Source organism: Parafrankia sp. BMG5.11 (assembly GCF_004337455.1).
The window spans coordinates 26,190-49,837 of sequence record NZ_SJXI01000051.1 but is presented as its reverse complement, the minus strand read 5'-3'; the positions used below and the strand labels follow the sequence as shown (position 1 = coordinate 49,837).

Sequence of the window (23,648 nt, the reverse complement as noted above, 5' to 3'; positions counted from 1 at the left end):
CCGGTGTCGCCGACGACCGACCCGCCGCCGGGCCCCGCGGCGGCGGGTCGCGCCAGGCTGAGCGCGGTGGAGACCAGCGCGACCCCGAGCGCGGAGGCGAGCTGGCGCTGCGCGTTGAACAGCGCGGAGGCATGGCCCGTCCGCTGCGGGGAGATGGTGGCGAAGGCCGCGGTCTGGGCCGGCATCATCACGAAGCCGATACCGAAGCCGACCCCGAACAGCAGCGCGCGCAGCGGCCAGAGGGATCCGGCCGAGTCGAGAAAGCCGAGGGCGAGCATCGAGGCGGCCGCGAAGACCAGGCCGCCGGCCATCAGCCGGCGCGGCCCGATCCTCGGGTAGAGGCGCCCGGCGATCTGGGTGGCGGTCAGCACACCCAGGGCCTCGGGGAAGACGACGAGCCCGGACGTCGTCGCGCTGGCGCCCCGCACCGTCTGCATGAGCAGCGGGACGAGGAACAGCACGCCCATGAACGCCATGAACGCGATCGACAGGGTCAGGCTGACGGTGCGGAACAGGTCGTTGCCGAGTAGCCGCAGGGCCAGCAGCGGCTGGGTGCGGCGCAGCTCCCACCACACGGTGGCCCCGGTCGCCAGGAGCCCGACCCCGGCGGCCGTGAGGGTCCCGGCCGAGCGCCAGCCGTGGTTCGGCCCGACGGACAGCGCGTAGAGGACGAGGGCGAAGCCACTCGCCGAGAGCACGAAGCCCAGCGCGTCGAAGCGGCCGGCACCCGGCACCCGGGAGCCGGTCAGGAACGCCAGGCCGAAGCCGAACGCGGCGATCCCGATCGGCACGTTGACCAGGAACACCCAGTGCCAGGACGCCTGGTCGGTCAGCACCCCGCCGAGGATCGGGCCGGCGGCCGGCGCGACGACGGTGGGCACGATGAGAATCCGGGCCGCCCGGGCCCGTTCCGCCGGTGGGTAGACCCGGTAGAGCATCGCCATGCCCACCGGGGTGAGCAGGCCACCGCCGACGCCCTGCAGCACCCGGAAGACCACCAGCGCGGTGAGGCTGCCGGCAAGCCCGCACAGGGCGGAGGCCGCCGTGAACACGCCCAGCGCGGCGAGGAACACCGGCCGGCTGCCGAACCTGTCCGCGAGCCAGCCCGACGCGGGGATGGAGACGGCCAGGCTGACCAGGTAGGCGATCACGACCTCGTCGATCGACCCGGAGCTCACGCCCAGGTCGGCGGCGATGGAGGGAAGTGCCACGTTGACGATCGTGGTGTCCATGATCGTGATGAACATCGTCGCGACGAAGAGGGTGGCGACGACGACGCGTTGGCTCGGGCGGCGGTCGAGGGGGACGTCCATGCCGACTCCTTCTGTCCCGCCGCGGCCGAGGTGGGACAGGGCTCCGGCGTCGGACGTCACGGGCCGGCATCATCCGGCCCTTATAGTGAGGCAACCTCACTATGAGGGCGTATGGGAGAGTCGTCAACCGAGGCGGCGGGTGGGGCCGCTCACCACCACCCGCCGCCTGAGGGCTCAGTTCCCCTGGCCGTTGGCGCAGAGTCGCTCGCGCACCACCTGGAACGCGTCACCGGCCGGATTGACCTGGACGAACGCGGCGCACTGAAGCGGGGTGGTCGCGTTGGTGCGCAGGTCGGTCGCCTCGATGAGCCCGCCGGCGTCGTAGTCGGTCACGTTCCGCAGCGCGCTGATGAAGCCCTCGCGGGTCGGGCAGTCGCCGGCCAGCTCAAGTCCGCGCAGGAACATGTCCGCGTAGATGTATCCGTACATGGCGAACTTCTCTTCGGGCTGGACGGCCTGCGGCGCGAAACGGGTCATCGCGTCGCGGTAGCGGTCGATGGCCGGCCCGCCCGCCTCGAACGGGTGGAAATAGACCGGGAAGGAGACCCCGCGCAGCGCCGGCCCCGTCGAGGCGAGCACGCCGCGGTCGTACCCGCTGGTCGAGACGGTCGAAGTGAGAGCCAGGTTCGCCTGGCGGGTGGCCTGCACGATGGCGGCCAGGTCGTCCACGGTGGTGAAGCCCATGAGCGCGTTCGCGCCGCTGCCGGCGATCTGCTGGGCCACCCGCGCCGGGCTGTCGACGCTGGCCGCGAAGGGAATCAGCGGGGCCACCTGCAGACCGACGGCCTCGAACGCGCTGCGGTACCGCCCGGCGACCTCCTCGGTGAACGCCGACCCCCCGGTGCTCACCATGGCGACCTTCGTTCCGCCGTTGGCCTGGAAGTACCGGCCGATCGTCTCCGGCGCCGCGTCGTACAGGTGCGCGAAGACATTCGGGTACTTGGCGTAGGAGGGCTGGGTGAGACCGACGTACGGAACTCCCTCTTTTTCGAGGCTGTCGAGGGAGCCACCGATCGAGGAGGTCACTCCCACCAGGCCGAAGGTGGAGCTGCTGAGATCCTGGGTCACCCGCACGTTCGTGGCCGGGGAGGCTCCGTCGTCCCGCCAGTCGTAGGTGACGCGGCGGCCGTTGACCCCGCCCGCCTCGTTGGCCAGCCCGATCCTGGCATCAACCCCCAGGCGGGCCGACGAGAGCGCCTCGCTGCCCGTGCCCGTGTCGGAGAAGATGAAGCCGAACTTGACCTGGTCGGCCGTGACTCCGGGACTGTCGCAGGGGCCGTTTGCCCCGGCTCCTGCTCCCGATGTCGAGCACCCTGTCAGGGCACCCACGACGATCGCGGCTACCAGGGATAACGGTCCGACCACTCCAGCCTTACGCATACAGATTCCCCCTATGAGCGCGCGGACGAACGCACGCGGCGATGTCGTGGCCGCGGCAGGCCTTCCCTCACTGGGCCGCCCACGGCACCCAACCCTCGTGCCTAAGCATTTCATTAGCGAAGTTTGAGGATCGTAGCCGCTACTCCCAGGACGCCAAATATGGGCCCTGACCTGCACAGACATCGTCACGCAAAGCACAGTTCGCAGCCCTGGGCCAGCGTCGACGCGATGTGCACACAAGGTGCTTCCGGCCGTATCGAACCATCCCCAATCAGTCCGAAACGGTCGGAAACAATCACGATCACAAGGCGTCGATCTCGCGCCTGGTAACGGGACGACTACCGGTCACCTGACACCGCCGTCCGTCTGGCCTGCCCCGGGTCTCGTGACGCGACTCGGGCCGACCGCGGTTCAGGGAACCTGTCAGCGGCCGGAGCCCGCCGTCGCGGCCTGCTCCCAGATCTGGCGGGACACCGCCTGCGGATCGGCCGCGAGGCGGGACGGCACGTCCCAGATGCGGGTGATCGCCTTGCCCGCCCGGTAGACCGGCCATCCGGGGTCGCCGGTCGCGGCGAACGAGATCCAGGCCGAGCGCATCTGCTCCGACAGGTCGACGACCCCGGCCGGGACGGGATTGCCGAGCAGCATCGACGACATCGTCCCGACGAAGTTGCCGAACGTGAGTGGGGTGTCGATGCCGTGGCAGGCGCCGAGCGCGCCCGCGAAGGCGGGGCTCTGCCAGGCGAACTCGTAGCAGTAGGCGCGGCCGGGATGGTTGCCGACGCACCACAGCGAGGGCATCCGGAAGGCGCCGTCGGAGAGGATCATCGCGTTCAGGTCGGCATCGGACAGATCCGGGTGGGCCGCCCGGTAGGCACCGGCCGCCGAGGGCGGCAGGCCGACCGTCACCGCGGTCGCCGTCGGATCGGCGTCCGCCACGCCCGCCGCGATGGCGAACAGCCGGTACTCGTCACGGGTGGAGCCGGCCACGAGATCGACCTCGCCGCGCAGCCGCCGCCACGGCAGACCGGGGACGAGCTCCCCACCCAGGATCGGCCCGTACGGCGTGATCTGGCCTTCCTCATGCTGAACCGCGTGGATGGCCTCGGGGCGCACGGCTGCCAGGTCGCTGGCGGTGGCGCGCACCCCGAGGGCCGCGGCGATGCGCTCGGAGGTCGCCCGGGCGTGCTCCGGGGTGAGGAAGCCACCGGCGACGCTCTGGGCGATCGCGCGGTTGAACAGCCCCCGCCCCTCGTCCGCCGCCACCAGCACGGCCACCGAGGTACCACCCGCGGACTGGCCCATGATCGTCACATTGCCGGGGTCGCCGCCGAACTGCGCGATGTTGTCCCGCACCCAGTGCAGCGCGGCCAGCTGGTCGAGCAGGCCGCGGTTGAGTGGCGCGTCGGGCAGCCAGCCGAACCCCTCGAAGCCGACCCGGTAGTTCACGGTCACCACGACCGCTCCCCCGCGGGCGAGCGTCGCGCCGTCGTACTCGGGCTGGCTGGCGGAGCCGATCAGGAACGCGCCGCCGTAGAACCACACCAGCACCGGAAGACCACGCCCGGTGGGATCGGGCGTCCACACGTTCACGCTCAGGCAGTCGGTGCCGTCACCGGGATGCCACAGCGACTCCAACCCTCCCATCCACGAGGTCTGCGGCGGGCTGGGGCTGAACCTGGTGGCGTCCAGGGTGCCCGTCCACCGCTCGGGTAAGCGGGGGGCGGCGAAGCGGGCGGGGCCGTCCAGCGGGGCGGCGTAGGGGATCCCGCTGAATACCGCGATGCCGTCGAGATAGTCGCCCCGGACGTGACCGGCCGCCAGGTGCCTTACAAGGTTCATGTGAAGCCCCCCAGGACGTAGCAGGTGCTCCCGGGAGGTGGCTGTTCCACCCGGGACATCGGAAGTCTCGCGCGTGACCTGCACCTTTGCGCCCATTGCCCTGGTGTCAGCGCAATCGGCCAGTACCAAATATGGGCAAACAGCATGAAAAGCTCAGCCGACAGCGGAGATAACAACCCCTCCGCGCGAGGTGTGACCAAGAACCCACCGGTCGTACACGGACATCGCGTCGATGTGCGTGATACACATAGTTGTACTGTACAGCTAATCTTGGGGTGCACATGGACGCCAGCGAAGTCTCGAACGGAGCGAGTCCGGGCCCCGGCCCGGACTCCGGAGCCGGGACGGACGCTCCGTCACGAGCCAGCGCCATCGTCGCCGTCCTGGCCGCGGTCGGCGTCCTGGTCTCGCTCATGCAGACGCTGATGGTGCCGCTGATCCCGGTACTGCCGAAGCTCCTGCACTCCAACGCGAGCGACGCGTCCTGGGCCATCACGGCGACCCTGCTCACCGGAGCCGTCGCGAACCCGGTCTTCGGCCGGCTCGGCGACCTGTTCGGCAAGCGGCGGATGCTCCTGCTCTCCGGCTACATCCTCGTGGCGGGCTCGCTGGTCTGTGCCCTGACCGACTCCCTGGTGCCGATCGTGGCGGGCCGGGCCCTGCAGGGCCTCGGTCTGGCGATCATCCCGCTGGGCATCAGCATCATGCGTGACCTTCTCCCACCGAAGCGGCTGATCCCGGCCATGGCCCTGATGAGCTCGTCGCTCGGCATCGGCGGCGCGCTGGGACTGCCGATCGCGGCGATCGTCGCGCAGAACCTCGACTGGCATGTGCTGTTCTGGGGTTCGGCCATCGCCACCCTGATCCTCATGGCGCTGGTCACGGTCGTGGTCCCCGAGTCCCCCGTCCGGGGTTCCGGCAGCTTCGACCTGCCCGGAGCGGTGGCCCTCTCCGCGGGCCTCGTCGCGCTGCTGCTCGCCGTGTCGAAGGGGAGCACCTGGGGCTGGTCCAGCGCCACCACCCTGGGGCTGTTCGGAGCCGCGGTCGCCGTCCTGCTGGCCTGGGGCCGGTGGGAGACGCGCACGAAGGCCCCGCTGGTCGACCTGCGCACCTCGGCCCGGCGCCCGGTGCTCCTGACGAACCTGTCCTCCACCGTGCTGGGCTTCGCGATGTACGCGATGTCGCTGATCTGCCCGCAGATCATGCAGCTACCCAGGGCCACCGGGCACGGCCTCGGCCAGTCACTGCTCGCCACCGGCCTGTGGATGGCGCCGGCGGGGCTGATGATGATGGTCGTCTCGCCCTTCGCCGGACGCCTGATCACCGCCCGCGGGCCGAAGGCCGCCCTCCTCTCCGGCACAGCTGTGATGACCGTCGGATACGTCGCCGCGCTCGGGCTGATGGGCAGCCCCGTGGGCGTCCTGGTCATCGCCTGTTCGATCAGCGGCGGCGTGGGGCTCGCCTACGCGGCGATGCCAACCCTGATCATGGCCTCGGTGCCCGCTTCCGAGGGCGCCGCCGCCAACGGCCTCAACACCCTGATGCGCTCCATCGGGACGTCGACGGCCAGTGCCGTGATCGGCGTCGTGCTGGCGAACATGACCATCTCCTTCGGGACGACGCAGGTCCCGTCACTGACCGGCCTGCGCGTCGGCTTCCTGATCGGCGCCGGCGCCGCACTGGTGGCCTTCCTGGTAGCCCTCGCCATCCCGGCCCGCAAGTCGGCCGCACCCACCTCCGTCGTTCCCGACCAGCGCAGCCCGCACGACCGGCCGACCGGGGCCGCTGGGGCCGCCGCCGGTTCCGTGGCGGAGGGCACCGCGGGCGCCGCAGCGACGGACGCGGTCGAGGCAAGGGCCTGAGCGACCGCCCCGGCCCATACCCGGCGGAGCCCCGCGCTGACGGGGCCCCGCAGCCGGCACGAGCACGGCGAAGCCCCAAGCCCCGGGATGCGGGACCTGGGCATCTCGGGTCCCACTGCCCGGAGACGTGTGGCTGCCAACCCGCCGTGGAAAGCTCCACGGGCTCCGGCCTGGGCCGCCAACGTTGGCCAGAAGGCCGAACCTTTCCCTGGCTGCACCAGTCTCGCCAGCTCCGCACCCAGTGGGAACGCCGGGTCGACATCCACCGGGCGTTTCTCGGCCCCGCCTGCCCGATCATCTGCCTGCGCAAACTCCAAGCATCATTCGGAACGGGTTTAAGACCGTGTCTGCGGGCGCGGACCGCGTCGTTCACCACGACCTCCTGGATCCGGCATGACTCCACCGACGACCGCTGGCGGCTTCCTCGGGTCTGGTACCGCTGCCGTGTCAAACCCGTTCCCGCTCGGATCACCCACTGACCGTCCGCGAAATCGGCACCGGTGATCCTTGACAACCATCCTGCGCCAGACAATCGCCAGGACATCTGGGGTGACCCGATCACCGCCCTGCCTCGACCCGACCCACCTCGCTTATCATCATCAATCGGGTACATCGGGCGGATATTTGAGGGGTGGCCGTGCCAGGAGATTCGCCGCTTCCCTCCCAGCTAAGCCTGCGTGGTGACGGTGGGTTTGACCGATCCCGGCGCGGGCGTTTCCGTGGTGGGCGGTTCGGCGCCGTGCTCACGGCCGCGCTTTCCGCCGCAGTGCTGCTGTTCAGTGTGGGTGGCTGGTCGCTGTACGCCTACGCCAACGGCAACGTCACGCACGTCGACCTTGACCTGGGTGACGATCGTCCGGCCGCGGACCATGATGTCGAGAACTATCTGCTCGTCGGCACGGACAGCCGCGCGGGCACCGGCGACGAGTACGGCGGCTCCTCGCTCGTCGCCGGCCAGCGCTCTGACACCACGATGCTGATCCACGTGGCCGAGGACGGGGCCACCACGATGGTCTCGTTCCCGCGCGACACCCTCGTCGTCATTCCCGAGTACACCGACGCGGCCGGCAAGGTGCACAAGAAGCATCGGGGCAGGTTCAACTCGGCGATCACCGACGGCGGCCCGTCGCTGCTGGTGAAGATGATCGAGAGCCTGACCGGGATGCGGGTCGACCACTACGTGTCGGTCGACCTCGCGGGCTTCAAACAGATCACCGACGCGATCGGCGGCGTCGACGTCTGCGTGCTGCCCTCGGACTTCAAGGACCACTTCCAGGACGACAACAAGCGGTGGCGGGTGAGCACCAACACCAACGACACGATGAGCGGCTGGTCCGGCGGCCCGGGTACTCTGCACGTCAACGGCGAGCAGGCACTCGCGTTCGTCCGGCAGCGGCATGGCTTCATGCAGGGCGACATCGCCCGGATCAACCGCCAGCAGCAGTTCCTCGGCGCCGTGCTCCGCAAGGCCACCAGCGGCGACGTCCTGACAAACCCACTCAAGTCGTCGGCGCTGCTCCGGGCCGCGACCGGCGCGGTCACCCTCGGTAACACCACACTCGACGAGCTCATGGCCCTCGGACTGTCGATGAAGGGCATGGCGGCCGGCACGATGCACGTCGAGACCCTGCCGACCCGCGCGCCCGGCCTCGCCGACGGCGGAAACCCGAACAACGGAACGCTGCCCGGCTTCGGCGCGGTGCAGCTCTACGACCCGGTCGACCTCGCGAAAATCGTCATGCCGCTGGGCGGCCAGGTCGACGGCGTCACCCTCGAGGACACGACCGCCTCGGCCACGCCCGGCCCGGTGACCGTCCCGCCCGCGCAGGTCGCTGTCGCCGTCTACAACGGCTCCGGCACGTCCGGCCTGGCGGCGAAGGTGACCACGGCGCTGGTGCGGGAGGGGTTCCAGGCAACCAGCGCCGGCAACGCCGACCCCCGCGCGGCGTCACAGGTGCGCTACGGCCCCGGCCAGGAGCAGGCCGCGTGGACGGTGCAGGCGGCGGTACCCGGCTCGATCGCCCGCGCCGACTCGACCATCACCGGGATCCACCTCATCCTCGGCAGCGGGTACACCGGCGTCGTCGCCCCGGCGATGGCGGGTGCCACACCCGCCGCCGGCACGACGCCCGCAGCCCCGGCGGCCGCCGCACCGCAGGGGCCGCCGCCACCGCCCTGCACGCTGTGAAAACCACCCGATCTGAGGCGGGACCTTCCCGAGCGGTCCGGGAGACGTCTGGCCGGCGCCACCAACATCGCCGGACGAGTGGTGAGGTGCGTTCCGCTGACCAGGACATCCAAGGGTGCTTATGCTCTGAGCTGAATATTGATTAACGACTATGTATGGCGGTGGCTGCATGGACGCGGAGTCTGGCCCGGGCAGGGCATGGGCACGCTTCGGTGGCGGGCGCTGTCTCGCCCCGACACTCGGGCGGTGCACCCCGGTGTTCGGACGGCTCACCCCGGCCCTTACACGGGCGGCGTCATGACCCGGCGGCCGCTTGCGGGACTGCAGGTCGTGGAATGTGCGAGCTTCGTCGCCGGGCCCACCGGCGGGATGACGCTCGCGCAGCTCGGGGCCGACGTGATCCGGGTCGACCCGATCGGCGGCGGCAGCGACTACCAGCGCTGGCCGGTGGCACCCACCGGCGAGAGCTACTACTGGACGTCCCTCAACAAGGGGAAGCGGTCCGTCGCGGTCGACCTGCGTTCCGGCGCGGGCAAGGAGCTGGTCACAGCTTTGATCACCGCGCCGGGGCCGGATCGCGGTGTCCTCGTCGACAACGTCGTCGGGCGGCGCTGGATGTCCTACGACGCCCTGACCGCCCGCCGGCCGGACCTGATCCACGTTCGCGTCCAGGGCTATCCGGACGGGCGGCCCGCCGTCGACTACACGGTCAACGCCGAGGTCGGCCTGCCGGGAATCACCGGGCGGGAGGAGGGCGGCGCTCCGGTCAACCACGTGCTGCCGGCCTGGGATTTCATCACCGGGCTGACCGTGTCGACGGCGGTTCTCGCCGCGTTGCGCGACCGCGACCGCACCGGGGCCGGCGCGTTCGTCGAGCTGGCGCTGGCAGACGTCGCGCTCAGCGGTGTGGCGAATCTCGGCTGGCTGTCGGAGGCCGCGGCCCGCGGGACCGAGCGGCCCAGGCATGGCAACCACGTCTACGGCAGTTTCGGCGTCGATTTCACCTGCAGCGACGGCAACCGGGTGATGGTGGTGGCGCTCACCGAGGGCCAGTGGGCGGCGCTGTGCTCGGTGACCAAGACCGGCGAGGTGTTCGCCGCCCTCGAAACGGCGCTGGACGCCGACCTGGCCCACGAGGCCGACCGGTACCGGCTACGCGAGACCATCGCCGCGGTGCTGCGTCCCTGGTTCGCCGCCCGCGACTACCAGCAGGTCAGCAACGAGCTCGACGCCGCCCGCGTGCTGTGGGGCCGGTACCGGGGCATGTCCGACGTCGTCGCAGCGCACGCCGCGGACCCGATCCCGCTGCTCGCGGAGGTCCGGTTGCCGGCTCACGAGCCGTCCTCGGGAACCGTCACGGCGATCACGGCGCGCTCGCCGATGCGCTGGGACGGCGAGTACGGCGCGCCCGGTGAGGCACCGCGCCTCGGCCAGGACACCGCGCCCGTCCTGGGCGAGATACTCGGCCTGACGGATGCCGAGATCGGCCGGCTGATCGACACCGGCGTGATCGCGAGTGAGACGACGGGACGGGCGGGATGACGATCGGATCGGTCGCCGAGGGGCCCTACTTCGACGAGCTGGCCGTCGGGCAGCGGTTCCGCTCCGCGCCGGGGGTCACGCTGACCGCCGGCCTCACGGACGTCCACCGCTCGATCGTCGGCGGCCGGCTCGCCCTGGCCCTCGACACCGCACTGTGCGCCGAGGTGACCGGCGCCGCGGCGCTCGCCCCGCCGAACGTCGTCTGGGACGTCGCCATCGGGCAGTCCACGGTGGTCACCCATCACGTGAAGGCCAACCTGTTCTACCGCGGGCTGGTCTTCCGCCGGGCGCCCGAGATCGGCGACACGCTGCGGACGTCCACCGAGGTCGTCGCACTGCGGCAGAACAGCGTCCGGCCCGGGCGCCGGCCGACCGGGCTGGCGGTGCTGCGCATCACCACCGTCGACCAGCTCGACCGGCCCGTCCTGGACTTCTGGCGGTGCGCGATGCTCCCGCTGCGCGACCCCGACCGGACCACCGGGCACCGCGACGACATCGAGGCCATCGGGACCGTCGAGACGGCCGGGACGGCGGAGCTCGGGGCCGTCGTCGAGGGCTGGGACCTCGAGCGTTTCGCGGCCGCGACCGAGGGCGCGGGCTTCGCCGATCTCAAGGTCGGGCAGAGCTGGCGGGTCGGCGGCGGCGACGTCGTGTCCAGCGCGCCCGAGCTGGCCCGGCTCACTCTGAACATCGCCCAGGTGCACCACGACACCCGGGCCGGCGGCGGGCGGCGGCTGGTCTACGGCGGTCACACCATCGGCCTCGCGTTCGCCCAGGTCACGCGGGCACTGCCGCGGCTGGTCACCGTCACCGGCTGGCACGGCTGCGACCACGTCGGGCCGGTGTACGAGGGCGACACCCTGCGCAGCGACATCACGGTGGAGGACCTCACCCCGCTCGCCGCGGGCGGCGGCCTGGTCAGCCTGCGCTCGCGGGTACGCGCCGACGGCGGCCCCGGCGACGGCGGCCCCGGCGACGGCGAGCCCGGCGACGGCGAGCCCGGCGACGGCGAGCCCGGCCAGGAACCCGACCGGGACGTCCTCGACTGGCGCTTCGTCGCGGTCCTGCCCTGATCGACGCGCCGGCCGCTCCGGCGCGGTCATGAGGGCCCGCCCGCCGGGGTGGCAGGTGTCTCGATCGGGCAGTCATCAAGGATGGTCATGCAGTAGCTGGCGCGGCTGACCTTCCAGCCGCCCGCCGTGTGGATGACCTTGCCGCTCGTGGAGTACGAGCGGGGCTCGTCCCACTGCCCGGTGAACGGCCTCAGGATGGTTGGGTCGGTGAAGTTCAGCGTGAACGAGGCCACGGCGTGCTCCGGGTCCCGCAGCACCACGTCCTGCACGGTCACCCGCAGGGTGTGTGCCAACCCGGGATGGTTTGCGAGGAAGCGACTCCTGGTCTCGGCGAGGCCCGGCCCGTTCTCGATCGCCGCGAGCGCCCGGTCCGCAGGCCCGTCCATGGCGTACGCCCGTGTGACGGCCTCGCGGACGGCCTGCTCGGTCTTCGGGTCGAGCGTTGGCCGGGCTCCGACTACCAGCCCTTCAGCGACCCGGCGCAGTTCGTCTTCGGTGAGAGGAGTGCCGGCGGCTACCTCGATGAGCAGCCCGTCCTGCTCGGCCCAGACGAGGGCGAACTCCCGCTTGGGGTCCATGCGGGTGAACACGGCCGGCCGGCCCCGGACCGTCGTGCGGGCGAAGGTCCGCTCTGGCTGCACGCGCATGCTCGACTCGACGGCGTCGAGGGTCGGTACCGGCCCCCAGCTGACCGTGACCATGACGAACGCCATCTGCTTACCCATCATCGCGTTGAAGGACGACCAGTAGGTGGCGATGTCCGGGGTGGGCTCGCCGGTGCCGGCACCGCTCGTGTCCTCCTCGAAGGTCATCTCGGCGGGTATCCAGGTGATGCCGACGCCCCCCACGTCCCGACCAGGCCCCAGCCCGGAACCCGGACCGGCGGTCGGGGCGGACGTCGGCCCAGCGGCCGGACTGGCGGTCGGTGACGGGCGGGCCGGCCTGACCTCGACGGTGTCGGAGTCCGACCGGGCCAGGCCCAGACCCGTGGGGATGGCGACCACGAGCACCGCCACCGCCGCGGCGAGCGCGACCCGCCGCCTGCGCCGACGCAGGCGGAACCGCTCGCGCACCAGGCGGGTGGTGTCCGGGCGGGCCGTGACTTCGGCCGTCACGGCCCGCATGGCCGCTCGTAGATCCCGTTCGACGTCGATGGTCACGGAGTCCTCCTTTCCGCCGGCAGGACGTCGTCGAGGTGCGCGCTGGCCCGCAGTCGGGCGAGTCCGCGCGAGGCCTGGCTCTTGACCGAGCCGACGCTGCAGCCGAGCGCGGCCGCGACCTCCGCCTCGGGCAGGTCGTCGAGGTAGCGCAGCACGAGCACCGCGCGTTGTCGGACGGGCAGGGTCATCAGGGCACGGATGAGCTCGTCGCGCACCGACAACCGGTCGGCGTGGTCCGGCAGGCCGATCTCGGTGTCCGCACCCAGCGGCACCTCGTGGATCCGGAACCGGCGCCACCGGCTCGCCGCCGCGTTGACCAGCGCCCGCCGCACATAGGCCTCCGGGTGCCCGGCGGACACCCGCGGCCAGTGCCGGTAGGTGCGCTCCAGAGCCCCCTGGACCAGGTCCTCGGCCGTCCCCCGGTCGCCGACCAGCAACACCGCGCAGCGCACCAGCCGGTCGCCCGTGCGCGCGACGAACTCCTCGAACGCCCGCTCCTCGCGTTCCAGCACCCGATACGTCCCTTCCGTGGTCCTGCCCTCCTGAACGCCGCCGCGCGCCGCCAGGTTGAGTGCGGCCACGAAAAGGCTTGCGGGACAGGGAACACGGCACGGACACGGAGCGCCGGCCCCACGGGCGACGACGGTGTCCCTGCGTGGCGCTCCGGTGGCACTTTCGGGTGAACCCGATCAGGTACTCGTTACCCACGGGCAGACCGGACGATAGCGTCCAAAACGCACCAAAGCTTGACAAGGGGAGGGGGTGGGACAACAGACCAGCCGCACTGCGCTGGTCGATTACGCGAGGAGATTCGCGCATGAGATTTGTCGGCTCCTGGAAACGTCGCGCCCTGGCGCTCGCCGTCGCCGCGACGGCCTGCACCCTCGGCGGTGGCATCGTCGCCGGACCCGCGCAGGCGGCCACCTGTTCCGACGTGGAGGTCGTTTTCGCCCGGGGCAGCGGTGAGCTGCCCGGCCTGGGCATCACCGGCGGCCCGTTCGTCAACGCCGTGAAACAGAACCTGCCCGGTAAGACGGTCGCCTCGTACGCCGTGAACTACGCCGCGGACTACGCACAGACGTCGGCCGGCCCTGGGGCCACCGACATGACCCGGCACGTGAAGGCGACCGCGGCCGCCTGCCCGAACACGAAGTTCGTGCTGGGCGGGTACTCGCAGGGTGCCAGCATCACGGACATCTCGATCGGGATTCCGACGTTCCTCGACCTGGGCGAGACCATTCCGAAGGAACTCGCCCCGCGGGTCGCGGCGGTGGTCGTGTTCGGCAACCCACTGGCACTGACCGCCGGTAAGATCACCACGGCGAGTCCGCTCTACGGCCCGAAGGCCAAGGAGTACTGCAATCTCGGCGACCCTGTCTGCGCCTCGGGGTTCAACTTCTTCGCGCACATCATGTACGGGTTCGACGGAAGCGCCGCCGACGGCGGGAAGTTCGCCGCGTCGAAGGTCCTCGCGCTGAAGTAGTCCGCACGCTGAAGTACTCGGCGCGCTGCGGCAATGGTGAAGGCGGCCCGCCGGGGCGGAACAGTGTCGTCCGTCCCGGCGAGCCGCCCGGCGCGGTCAGCCCAGCGGTGCGGCGGCTATTACTCCGGGATGGCGCGCAGGTACTGCGCCATCGACAGCGGCGTGATGCTGAGGACTCCGGAGTCCACCGGCATGGTGATGCCGGTGATCCAGCGTGCCTCGTCGGAGGCGAGGAAGGCCACGGCCCAGCCGACGTCCCAGCCGGTGCCCGGGGTGCCGAGCAGGCCGGCCTCGTTGCGCAGTTGCGTGCGGAAGTCGGCCCGCGGGTCCTGCCCGGAGACGGAGTTCACCATCGGGGTGGTGATGTGCCCCGGCGCGATCGCGTTGACCCGGATGCCCTGCCGCCCGTGCGAGTAGGCCATGTCGACGGTCATCGCGAGCATCGCGCCCTTGGCCGCCGAGTAGGCGATCGTGCCGTCGCCCCGCAGCGCGGAGATCGACGAGATGTTGACGATCGAGCCGGAGCCCTGGGCGGCCATCACCGGCACGGCGTACTTGGACGCCAGGAAGACCGTGCGCAGGTTGACGTTGAGGGCGCGGTCCCAGGCCTCCTCCGAGAGGTCCACGACGGTGCCCAGGGAGGCCAGCCCGATGTTGTTCACGAGGATGTCGACCGTGCCGAAGTTCTCGACGGCCGCCGCGACCATCGCCTCGCACTGGTCCGCCTGCGTGACGTCGGCGGCGAAAACCTTCGCCTTGCCGCCCTCTTCCTCAATCATCTTTAAGGTCAGCTCGGCGCGCTCGGGGTACAGGTCGACGAGCAGGACGCTCGCGCCCTCCCGGGCGAGCACCACGGCGCTGGCCTTCCCGGTGCCTATCCCGTCACCCGGCGTGGAGCCGGCTCCGGTGACGATGGCGACCTTTCCCTCGACCCGTCCAGAACTTCGTGCCATCCGACGTCTCCTCTCTCAGCCACGCCAGCGCGTCAGAAGGGCCGCGCCCGCCTCGTATCCGCCGACGTTGGTCACCGCGGCGACTTCCGCGCCGACCACCTGCCGTGCCCCGGCCTCGCCGCGGAGCTGACGGATCGCCTCGGCGGTGTGACCGAAGGAGGCGTGCAGACGCCCGCCGGAGAGCTGCCCGCCCCAGGTGTTGAGCGGCAGGTCGCCGCCGAGCGCGATCCGCTTGCCGCCCTCGACGAAGGCGCCCGCCTCGCCGGTACCGCAGAATCCCATCGCCTCGAGCCACCAGACGGCCTCGATGGTGAAGCCGTCGTAGAGCTGGGCGACGTCGACGTCGGCGGGCCGCAGACCGGTCCGGTTCCACAGGGCCGCCGCGGTGGCGTGGCCGACCCGGCCCATGTCCTCCCACTGCTCCCACGAGGGGCGTCCGTCCACGACCCCGGCCATCGCCTCGATGGCGACCGGTGCCCGCAGGTCGGGGGCCGTCTCCGCCGCCGAGACGACGATCGCGGTGGCCCCGTCGACGGGAACGTCGCAGTCGTACAGGCAGATCGGCGTGGAGATCATGCGCGACGCCAGGTAGTCGTCGACGGTCAGCGGGTCGCGGTAGACCGCGTCCGGGTTGAGGGCGGCGTGCGCGCGCTGGGTCACCGGGATCCAGGCGAGCTGCTCGCGGGTGACGCCGTACTCGTGCATGTACCGGGTGGCGTAGGGGGCCACCTGGCACACCGGGGAGAGCGCGCCGATCGGCAGCAGCCAGGCCAGCGGCCCCTCGGCCGCCGGGTGGATCGACCCGTAGGCGGGGCGGCCGCCGGCGTTGCGCGCGGCGCTGCCCTCCTTCACCGTCCGCCAGATGACGACGTGGCGGGCCTGGCCGGTCGCGATCGCCTGCGCCGGGCCGTAGAAGGGCAGACTCATGCCCTCGACCTGGCCCTGCCGCCAGGTGGTGGTGAGGCGCAGGGCGTCCTGGATCTCGTACAGGTTGCCGTTGGCGTAGCCGGGCAGGTTGGCCTTGCCGCCGCCGGGGAACATGGCCAGGCCGTCGATGTCGTCGACCTGCAGGCCGGCGTCCTCGATCGCGGCGTGAACGGCGTCGAGGGTCAGCTGGAACCCGGAGCGGTCGATGCGCCGCCCGACGGCCGACTGGCCGACGCCGGAGAGCACGACCCGCTTCTCGAAGTGCTCGGTGCCCGTCACGCGGTCGCCCCGGCGCCGCTCTCGGAGGCGCGGTCGACGGCGACGAAGCTCGGGACGGCGAAGTCGCCGGGCCCCGGCTCGAAGCCGACCTCGACCGCCATCCCGATCTCCACGGCCTCCGGGGGGCAGCCGCGCAGCCGGCCGGCCACCCGCACGCCCGGATGGCCCGGGAACTCGACGAGGACGATCGCGTAGGGCACTTCGAGACCGGGCATCCAGCGCTGGTGGTTGACCGTGAAGCTGTACACCCGGCCGCGCTCGGTGATCTCCACGAACTCGACCGGACGGCTCCGGCACACCCGGCAGGCCCCGTACGGCGGGAAGGAGTCGGACCCGCAGGCCGGGCAGTGCTCGACGAGCAACCGGCCTTCACGAGCCGCCGTCCAGAACGGCTCGGTCTCCTCGGTCACGGCCGGGGGTATACCCACGATCGCGGTCAAGCCTCTCCCCCTTGCTTCCCTGCTCAGCCCTTGCTTCCCTGCTCAGCCCTTGCTTCCCTGCTCAGCTTCCCTTCACAGGGAAGAGGAGTGTACGCTCACTCCGCTATTCTGCCACGCAAGCCCGGACACGCGCGCGGACAGCCGCCGAGTCTGCTCCCCGACCCGGACGGCCTGGTCACGCCGTCCGGCCGGTCGTCCGTTAAGGAGCCCTGGTTGCCAGGCAATCGCATCGTCTTCGGAGCAGCGGCCCTCCCCGAGCCGGACCGGGCGTGGCTCGCCGCCGCGGAGCGCCTCCCGATCGAGTCCGTCTGGCAGGGCGGCCACATCCTCCCCCGGACGGGCACCGGAGAGGTGATCACCCGGCTGGCGCTGATGACCGCGTGGACGGAGCGCGTCCGCGTCGGCACCTCGATCCTGCTCGCCCCGCTCTACCCCCCGGTGATCATCGCCAAACAGCTCGCCGACCTGGACGTCCACAGCGGCGGCCGGATCTCGGTCGGGGTCGGCGTCGGCGGCGAGTTCCCCCAGGAGTTCGACGCCGTCGGCGTGCCCGTCGCCGAGCGCGGGGCGCGCACCGACGAGACCCTGGACATCCTCCGGGCGCTGTGGTCCGGCGAGCCGGTGACCCACCACGGGAAGTTCTTCCACCTCGACGAGGCGAAGCTCGTCCCGGTCGAGCTGCGCGGCGCGGACCGGCCGGGCGGGCGCCCCGGCGGCCCGCCGCTGTTGATCTCCGGCCGCAAGGGGCCCGCCATGCGCCGCGCCGCCCGCGTCGGCGACGGCTGGATGCCCTACCTGATGTCACCGGACGCCTATGCCCGCACGGTCGGCACCGTCCGCGAGCACGCCGCCGCGGCCGGCCGCGACCTGGAGAAGTCCGGCTTCGAGTGGATGATGTACGTCTACTGCTCGATCCGCCCCGACGGCGACCGCGCCCGCGACGACGTCGCGTCGTTCCTCGGCGGCGCCTACGGGAACAAGCCCGGCGGCATGCTCGAGCGGGTCGCCCCGGCCGGCACGCCCGAGGAGGTCGCCGCCCGCTTCCAGCAGTACGTGGACGCGGGGGTGCGCCACTTCATCATCTCCCCGGCGGCGCACGAGGACACCCTCGAGGTGATCACTCTCGCGGCCAGGGAGGTACTGCCCCGCCTCACGCTGCCGGCGGACGGGCTGTCAGTGGACGGCCTGTCAGTGGACGGGCTGCCGGCGGACGAGGTCTCGCCGTGAGCACCGCCCCCGCCGGACGTCCCTGCGAGGGCCTGTCGGTCGTCGAGGTCGCGGTCGGCACCAGCGACCTCGGCCTGGGCCTGGCGGGCGGCGTGCCCGGCATGATCTTCGCCGACCTGGGCGCGCGGGTCGTCCGGGCGGTCGGGACGTCGACGCCGGCGATCGACGAGCACGTGGCCTGGGGCGAGGTCTGGCACCGCGACAAGCAGCTCGTCGTCACCGACGACGCGGCCGAGGTGCGCGCGCTGCTCCGGGGCGCGGACGTCGCGTTCGTCTACGGACCCGAGGCGCTCGTCGAGCGGCGCGGCCTGGGCCACCTCGACCTCCAGGCGGCCAACCCGGGCCTGGTGTACGCCCGCTGCCGGCCCAGCCGGACGTCCAAGGGCCTCGGGGAGGACTTCGGGCTGCTGGTGGAGGCCCGGGCCGGGTTCTGCACCCAACTCGCCGGGCACCGGCCGGGCCCGATCTTCGTCGACGCGCAGGCGTCGGGCAGCGGCACGGCCTTCCTGCTCACGACGTCCGCGCTCGCGTTGTTGCGCCGCCGGGTCGGGACGGGCACCGGCGGCTGGGCCGAGACGTCGCTCTACGACGGGCTGCTCTCCACCCTCGGGTGCATGATCGGGCGCTCCGAGCGCGCCGCGACGGAGATCGAGTCCTACTGGGAGAAGGGATCGACCTTCCCGAACTTCCTGTACCGCTGCGCCGACGGCGAGCTGCTGCAGGTCTGGTTCGGTGGGAAGGGGATGTACTCCCGTCTCATCGACGTTCTCGGCGACACCCCCAGCGACGAGGGCTACTACGCCGACCAGATGACCGGGGCTCTCAACGAGCGTGCCCGCCGCTGGCGCTCGCCGTTCGCGCTGCGGCCGCGCGAGGACTGGCTGAACCGGCTGCGCGAGGCGGGCATCGCCTGCGAGCCGGTGCTGCGCCCCGGCGACGCGCTGGCCGACCCGCACCTGGCCGAGGTCGGCCTGGCGGTGACCCGCTCGGAGTCCGGCCGGCGGGACGTCGTCGTCGGCTCGCCGATCTCCGTCCGTCCCGTCCGCCCCGCGCCCGCGGACGGCGCCCCCGCCGCGAGCGCGGCCGGGACGTCCGGCCGTCTCCTGCGGGGGGTTCGCGTCCTGGACTTCTCGGCGTTCGTGGCCGGTCCGCTGGGCGCCCAGATCCTCGCCGACCTGGGCGCGGAGGTCGTCAAGGTCGAGCCGCCCGAGGGCGAGGCCATGCGGGCCGCCGCCTACGCGGTGGCGGCCTGCCAGCGCGGCAAGCGCAGCCTGGCGATGGACCTGGGCGCCCCAGAAGCCCGGCCCGTCGTGGAACGGCTGATCCGGTGGGCCGACGTCGTCGTGCACAACTTCCGGGTCGGGGTGGCCGAACGGCTCCGGATCGACGCGGAGACCGTCGCCCGGCTCAACCCACGCGCCGTGTACTGCCACGCCAGCGCCTTCGGCCCGACGGGACCGCGGGCGAAGTACCCCGGCAACGACGCCCTGATGCAGGCGCTGACCGGCCTGGAGCAGGCTGTAGGCGGCACCGGCAACGATCCGGTCGCCCCCACCTGGATTCCGCTGGACGTCAGCGGCGGCTGGGTGGCCGCGACCGGCATACTGGCCGGCCTGTACGCCCGGGAGTCGACCGGGTGCGGGCAGCGGGTGGCGACGAGCCTGCTGGGCGCGGGGATGCTCCTGCAGAGCGGGGTGTTCCAGCGCGACGGCGAGCGCGTCCCGACCCCCTCGCTCGACTCGACCCAGACCGGGTACGGCCCGGGCTACCGCATCTACGCCGGCGGCGACGACCGCTGGTTCGCGCTCGTCCTGCCCGACCGCGCCGCGTGGGCCCGCCTGCGCGAGCTGACGGCACCCGCCGCGACGCCCGTCACCGGCGACGCGGCCGCCGGCGACGACGGCACCGCGGCCGGCGGCCTGCCGGAGTCCTACGTGCCACTGCGTGGGGGCTCGGACGACGCGAGCGCCCGCCGGGCCGAGTCCGTCCTGGAGGCCGTGTTCGCCGCCGCGCCGGCGGCCGAGTGGGTGGCCCGTCTGCGCGCCGCCGGCCTGCTCGCCGACCTCATCGAACCGCTCGACCGGGACGGCTTCCGCCGCGCGGTGCTGGACGACCCGGTCAACCGCCAGCTCGGCCGGGTCGCCTCGTACGAGGTCGCCGACTGGGGCTGGTTCGAGCAGATCGGGGCCCTGCCGCGGTACGGCCCGACCGGCGTCGACGCGGACCCGGTCACGCCGATGCTGCCGGGCGTCGGTGAGCACAGCGTCGCCGTGCTCACCGACCTCGGCTTCCCCCCGGCGGAGATCGACGCCCTCCTGGCCGCCAAAGCCGTCCGCCAGACCTGACGGATCCCGGAAGCACCGCGGAATCCCCTCGGACGCCGGCCGTCCTGGCCGGCGTCCGCATTCATCACCCGCCTTTCGGGGCGGCACCGCCGTAGATCCCGGAGAACTGCCTGGGCGGCGTTCCGCGCGTTACCGGTGAGAACGAGATCGCCCGCCTTCGGGAAGGCGGGCATTCAGCCTGCCACCGCAAACGCCCCTGCGCCCGATAGGGAAAAAGTGTATGCTCACTTACCAGGACTGAGGCCGTGCGAACCGGCCCGCGATCTGCGCGGCAGGCCGCCGAGCGACACGAAACCGCGACAGGCGACAGAACCGCGACAGGCGGAGGAGGCAGCCAGGTGACCACGACGATCCGTCTCGTGGCCTGCCCGGCGCCCGGAGACGACCCGCACCTCGTGGCCAGCCAGCGCACCGCGCGCAAGTCCCGGCACTTCGACCGGCGCAGCGAGTATTCACTGAATCGTTTTCCCGGAGGTGGCACGCGGTGGACTACCAGCTGATCGATGCCGATGGCCACTACTACGAGCCCGACGACTGCTTCTCCCGGCATATCGAGGCCGGTTTCAAGGAGCGCACCGTACGGGTCGAGCGCGGGGCCGACGGCCTGGGCCGGGTCTATCTGGGCGACCGCCGCACCTTCATGAGCGTGATGCCCGGGGACTACGCGTCCGCCCCCGGCGCGCTGCAGGGCCTGTTCGTCGGCGAGGTGGCGGACGGCTTCACCCACCGCGAGGTCCTGAACGCGAAGGACCACCCCGCGTTCATCGAGCGGCCCGCGCGGCTGGACCTGATGGACGACCAGGATGTCGAGGCGACCATCATGCTGCCCACCCTCGGCGTGGCCGTCGAGCAGGACATGGCGGACGACGTCGAACTGACCTACGCCAGCCTGCGCGCGTTCAACCGGTGGCTCGAGGAGGACTGGGGCTACGCCGAGCAGGACCGGATCTTCGCCGTTCCGATGCTCTCCCTGCTCGACATCGACCACGCCGTGGCCGAGCTGAAGCGGGTGCTGGACGCCGACGCGCGCCTGGTGCACCTGCGCCCCGGGCCGATCGGCGGCCGCTCCCCCGCGCACCCCGACTTCGACCGGTTCTGGGCGATGGCGGCCGAGGCCGGGGTCGGGGTCGTGTTCCACGTCTCCAACAGCGGTTACAACGCGGCGTACGGCCGGCTCTGGTCCGAGGACGCGGGCAACCCGTCACACCTGCAGTCGCCGCTGCAGTGGGCGCTGTGCAACACCGAGCGGCCGATCGTCGACACGCTCAGCGCGCTCACCCTGCACAACCTCTTCGGCCGACACCCCAACATCAAGATCATCTCGATCGAGAACGGCAGCAACTGGGTGCGACCGCTGCTGAAGACGGTCGACAAGGCCGCCGCCCTCGGCCGGCGCGGCCCGATGATCGGCGGCACGCTCTCGGCGAAGCCCAGCGAGATGCTCGCCGAGCACCTGTGGGTCTGCCCGTTCCCCGAGGACGACGTGCACGACCTCATCAGCGTGCTCGGCCCGGACCAGGTCCTCTTCGGTTCGGACTACCCGCACCCCGAGGGGCTCCGCCAGCCCATGGACTACGTCGAGCGCCTCGACGACTGCGACCCGGTCACGCGGCGCAAGGTGCTGCGCAGCAACACCGCCGACCTGCTCCGGATCCCCGACAAGGAGACCGCCAGGTCCGCGTAGGACAGTCCGCGTAGGGACAGTCACCGTAGGACACCAACCCCGCCCCCCGGGCCGGTCCGGCTCGGCGCCGGGTCGGGCCCGGCCAGGCCCTGAGCGGCAGAGACAGAGAGCCCGCGGACGCGGAAGCGCCCGGGTGGCCACCGCGAAATGGCTACCCGGGCGCGGGGTTGGTCCGGTGGTCAGGACTGCGGGGTGCCCTCCCCGGTGCCCCGGGCGCGCAGCAGACGGCCGGGCGTGGCGCCGGGGATGTCCTTACCGTACGAACGGGTGGCTACGCCGTTGACCCACACGTGCTCGATGCCGGTGCTGCGCACCACCAGGCGGTCGGCGCCGCCGGGCTGGTCGTACACCCGCTCGACCGGGGTCGTGCCCACCGTGGCCGGGTCGAAGGCGACGAGGTCGGCGTGGAAGCCCTCCTTGACCAGCCCACGGCCGTCCACCCGGAAGGCCTGGTGGGGATGACCGGTGAGGCGCCAGACCGCGTCCTCCAGCGCGATCGCGCCGCGCTCGCGCACCCAGTGACCGAGCAGGTGGGTGGAGTAGCAGGCGTCGCAGAGCTGGTTGGCGTGGGCGCCGGCGTCGGAGAGCCCGAGCAGGGTGCGCTTGTCCGCCAGCAGCTGGGCGATCTCGGCGTCACCGTCGTTCTCCAGCACCACCCGGAAGCGGGTGGGGACGCTGTCCGAGAGCGCGAGGTCGAGCATGACGTCGAAGGGGGTGGTGCCCCGCTGCTGCGCCAGCCGGTCCAGCGGGATGCCCACGACGTCGTGGTGGGCGCCGGTCTCCTCGACATCGATCTTGGACCAGCGGTGGCTCCACGCGCTCAGCGTCGCGGGGCGGGCCCGCTCCCGCCAGGAGGCGTCGCGGTAGAGGTCGGCACGCTCCTCGCGGGGCCGCGCCAGCGCCTCCTTCCACTCGTCGATCTCGGCGAGCGGCACCGGGTCGTCCATCGTGATCTGCATGACGATGGGGCGGCAGGCGATCTGCGGGTAGACCTCGCCGGGCAGCGCCCCGCCCCGCTCGACGGTGCGCATCGCCGCGCCTGGCTTGTCCGCGCGGGCGACCAGCGCCGTCCACGTCACCGGGACGCCGAAGCGGGTGGCCAGCTCGGAGAACTGGTCGACGAACAGGCCCGGGCCGATGGAGACCTGGACGACGCCGCGCCCGAGCTCGCTGAGCACCGAGACCATCGAGTAGACCTCGTCGACCTCGGCGAAGCGGCTCGGCACCGGACGGCCGTAGGCGCCCTGGTGGGCGGGCTGGCGCGAGGTGGAGAACCCGATGGCGCCGGCCTCGAGGGCCTCGCGCACGATCTCGCGCATCCGCTCGAGCTCGGCCGGTGTCGCCGGCCGCTCCTCACCGCCGACCACGAACGCGCGCAGCGGCGAGTGGCCGATGAAGGCGCCGACGTTGAGACGCTTGGGCCGCTGGTCGAGGGCGGAGAGGTACTCCGGGAAGGTCTCGAAGGACCAGGAGATGCCGGCGTCAAGTGCGCTGAGGGACATCCCCTCGACGTTCTCCAGGAGGCGCATGATGATGTCGCGGTGCTCGGGCCTGGTCGGCGCCACCCCGAAGCCGCAGTTGCCCATGATCACGCTGGTCACGCCGTGCCAGCTCGACGGCGTGAGGTCGCCGTCCCAGAGAATCTGGGCGTCGTAGTGGGTGTGCACGTCGATGAAGCCGGGGGCGAGGGTGAGCCCCTCGAGGTCGACGACCTCGCAGTCGGGCGTCGGGGTGAGCTCGCCGGGGGCGCCGACGGCGACCACGCGGCCACCGCTGACGGCGACCTCCGCGGCGCGGGCCGGGGCACCCGTCCCGTCGATCAACGAGGCGTGGCGCAGCAGCAGATCCATCGAAACTCCGATCGGTCGCCCGCGGCAACGATAGTTCCCAGAAGATAGCAAATACTCGCTCACTTATCGAGTTCGCGAGGCACTGCTCACGAGGCACTGC

The 23,648-nt window shown here is 71.9% G+C and carries 17 protein-coding genes and 1 pseudogene; 9 read left to right on the top strand and 9 right to left on the bottom strand.

Going from position 1 to position 23,648, the window contains the following annotated elements:
- Positions 1 to 68: 68 nt before the first annotated feature.
- From E0504_RS30590 to E0504_RS30580, 3 genes and pseudogenes are all read right to left on the bottom strand, one after another.
- Positions 69 to 1,313: pseudogene (locus E0504_RS30590) on the bottom strand (DHA2 family efflux MFS transporter permease subunit); the annotation flags it as partial.
- 174 nt (positions 1,314 to 1,487) lie between these two features.
- The gene (locus tag E0504_RS30585) at positions 1,488 to 2,693 is read right to left on the bottom strand and encodes an ABC transporter substrate-binding protein (protein WP_112109073.1); all 1,206 of its coding nucleotides are present in this window, start codon (positions 2,691 to 2,693) and stop codon (positions 1,488 to 1,490) included.
- A 423-nt stretch (positions 2,694 to 3,116) separates the two neighbouring features.
- A complete protein-coding gene (locus E0504_RS30580) occupies positions 3,117 to 4,535 on the bottom strand; it encodes a carboxylesterase/lipase family protein (RefSeq protein WP_112109072.1) in 1,419 nt (472 codons plus the stop codon).
- A gap of 281 nt (positions 4,536 to 4,816) precedes the next feature.
- Between E0504_RS30580 and E0504_RS30575 the strand changes: the two genes are divergently transcribed.
- The 4 genes from E0504_RS30575 (at position 4,817) to E0504_RS30560 (ending at position 11,200) form a co-directional block, all read left to right on the top strand.
- Positions 4,817 to 6,397: an MFS transporter gene (locus E0504_RS30575; protein WP_071059561.1), complete on the top strand. Its 1,581-nt coding sequence runs from the start codon at positions 4,817 to 4,819 to the stop codon at positions 6,395 to 6,397.
- Positions 6,398 to 7,034: 637 nt separating this feature from the next.
- Positions 7,035 to 8,585 carry an LCP family protein gene (locus E0504_RS30570; protein ID WP_112109112.1) on the top strand — a complete coding sequence of 517 codons (1,551 nt, stop codon included), beginning with the start codon at positions 7,035 to 7,037 and terminating at the stop codon, positions 8,583 to 8,585.
- A 297-nt stretch (positions 8,586 to 8,882) separates the two neighbouring features.
- Positions 8,883 to 10,127 carry a CoA transferase gene (locus tag E0504_RS30565; RefSeq protein WP_112109070.1) on the top strand — a complete coding sequence of 415 codons (1,245 nt, stop codon included), beginning with the start codon at positions 8,883 to 8,885 and terminating at the stop codon, positions 10,125 to 10,127.
- A complete protein-coding gene (locus E0504_RS30560) occupies positions 10,124 to 11,200 on the top strand; it encodes a MaoC family dehydratase (protein ID WP_131626285.1) in 1,077 nt (358 codons plus the stop codon). Before E0504_RS30565 ends, E0504_RS30560 begins: the two co-directional genes overlap by 4 nt.
- Positions 11,201 to 11,226: 26 nt before the next feature.
- Here the strand turns inward: E0504_RS30560 and E0504_RS30555 are convergent, their stop codons facing one another.
- On the bottom strand, positions 11,227 to 12,360 hold the full coding sequence (locus tag E0504_RS30555) for a hypothetical protein (protein WP_112109068.1): 1,134 nt from the start codon (positions 12,358 to 12,360) through the stop codon (positions 11,227 to 11,229).
- A complete protein-coding gene (locus tag E0504_RS30550; protein ID WP_306769279.1) occupies positions 12,357 to 12,941 on the bottom strand; it encodes a SigE family RNA polymerase sigma factor in 585 nt (194 codons plus the stop codon). The genes E0504_RS30555 and E0504_RS30550 overlap by 4 nt, the downstream gene beginning before the upstream one ends.
- A gap of 236 nt (positions 12,942 to 13,177) precedes the next feature.
- Here E0504_RS30550 and E0504_RS30545 point away from each other — a divergent pair, with 236 nt between their 5' ends.
- Positions 13,178 to 13,843 carry a cutinase family protein gene (locus E0504_RS30545; RefSeq protein ID WP_131626284.1) on the top strand — a complete coding sequence of 222 codons (666 nt, stop codon included), beginning with the start codon at positions 13,178 to 13,180 and terminating at the stop codon, positions 13,841 to 13,843.
- 119 nt (positions 13,844 to 13,962) lie between these two features.
- Here the strand turns inward: E0504_RS30545 and E0504_RS30540 are convergent, their stop codons facing one another.
- From E0504_RS30540 to E0504_RS30530, 3 genes are read right to left on the bottom strand one after another with little or no spacing between them, the layout of a single operon-like run.
- Positions 13,963 to 14,796, bottom strand: a complete 834-nt coding sequence (locus tag E0504_RS30540; protein WP_112109066.1) for an SDR family NAD(P)-dependent oxidoreductase — start codon at positions 14,794 to 14,796, stop codon at positions 13,963 to 13,965.
- A 15-nt stretch (positions 14,797 to 14,811) separates the two neighbouring features.
- Entirely contained in the window at positions 14,812 to 16,002 is a 1,191-nt protein-coding gene (locus E0504_RS30535) for a thiolase family protein (protein WP_071059555.1), read from the bottom strand.
- The gene (locus tag E0504_RS30530; protein WP_112109065.1) at positions 15,999 to 16,442 is read right to left on the bottom strand and encodes a Zn-ribbon domain-containing OB-fold protein; all 444 of its coding nucleotides are present in this window, start codon (positions 16,440 to 16,442) and stop codon (positions 15,999 to 16,001) included. Before E0504_RS30530 ends, E0504_RS30535 begins: the two co-directional genes overlap by 4 nt.
- A 213-nt stretch (positions 16,443 to 16,655) precedes the next feature.
- On the opposite strand from E0504_RS30530, the gene E0504_RS30525 reads away from it, so the two are divergent.
- The 4 genes from E0504_RS30525 (at position 16,656) to E0504_RS30515 (ending at position 21,698) form a co-directional block, all read left to right on the top strand.
- Entirely contained in the window at positions 16,656 to 17,669 is a 1,014-nt protein-coding gene (locus E0504_RS30525; RefSeq protein WP_112109064.1) for an LLM class flavin-dependent oxidoreductase, read from the top strand.
- Positions 17,666 to 20,014 (top strand): CoA transferase, encoded by a 2,349-nt coding sequence (locus E0504_RS30520; protein WP_112109063.1) that lies wholly within the window; start codon positions 17,666 to 17,668, stop codon positions 20,012 to 20,014. The genes E0504_RS30525 and E0504_RS30520 overlap by 4 nt, the downstream gene beginning before the upstream one ends.
- Before the next feature lie 338 nt (positions 20,015 to 20,352).
- Entirely contained in the window at positions 20,353 to 20,514 is a 162-nt protein-coding gene (locus E0504_RS50590) for a hypothetical protein (RefSeq protein WP_157904194.1), read from the top strand.
- Positions 20,499 to 21,698, top strand: coding sequence for an amidohydrolase family protein (locus E0504_RS30515; protein WP_112109062.1), 1,200 nt, complete (start codon positions 20,499 to 20,501; stop codon positions 21,696 to 21,698). The genes E0504_RS50590 and E0504_RS30515 overlap by 16 nt, the downstream gene beginning before the upstream one ends.
- 179 nt (positions 21,699 to 21,877) lie before the next feature.
- Here E0504_RS30515 and E0504_RS30510 read toward each other — a convergent pair whose 3' ends face one another.
- On the bottom strand, positions 21,878 to 23,548 hold the full coding sequence (locus E0504_RS30510; RefSeq protein WP_071059551.1) for an amidohydrolase family protein: 1,671 nt from the start codon (positions 23,546 to 23,548) through the stop codon (positions 21,878 to 21,880).
- Positions 23,549 to 23,648 lie beyond the last annotated feature (100 nt).

What these genes read in the sequence shown, in the direction of transcription:
- E0504_RS30575 (WP_071059561.1), top strand. Translation starts at nt 4,817, where the DNA reads ATGGACGCCAGCGAAGTCTCGAACGGAGCGAGTCCGGGCCCCGGCCCG.
- E0504_RS30585 (WP_112109073.1), bottom strand. Translation starts at nt 2,693, where the DNA reads ATGCGTAAGGCTGGAGTGGTCGGACCGTTATCCCTGGTAGCCGCGATC.
- E0504_RS30580 (WP_112109072.1), bottom strand. Translation starts at nt 4,535, where the DNA reads ATGAACCTTGTAAGGCACCTGGCGGCCGGTCACGTCCGGGGCGACTAT.
- E0504_RS30565 (WP_112109070.1), top strand. Translation starts at nt 8,883, where the DNA reads ATGACCCGGCGGCCGCTTGCGGGACTGCAGGTCGTGGAATGTGCGAGC.
- E0504_RS30560 (WP_131626285.1), top strand. Translation starts at nt 10,124, where the DNA reads ATGACGATCGGATCGGTCGCCGAGGGGCCCTACTTCGACGAGCTGGCC.
- E0504_RS30545 (WP_131626284.1), top strand. Translation starts at nt 13,178, where the DNA reads ATGAGATTTGTCGGCTCCTGGAAACGTCGCGCCCTGGCGCTCGCCGTC.
- E0504_RS30540 (WP_112109066.1), bottom strand. Translation starts at nt 14,796, where the DNA reads ATGGCACGAAGTTCTGGACGGGTCGAGGGAAAGGTCGCCATCGTCACC.
- E0504_RS30510 (WP_071059551.1), bottom strand. Translation starts at nt 23,548, where the DNA reads ATGGATCTGCTGCTGCGCCACGCCTCGTTGATCGACGGGACGGGTGCC.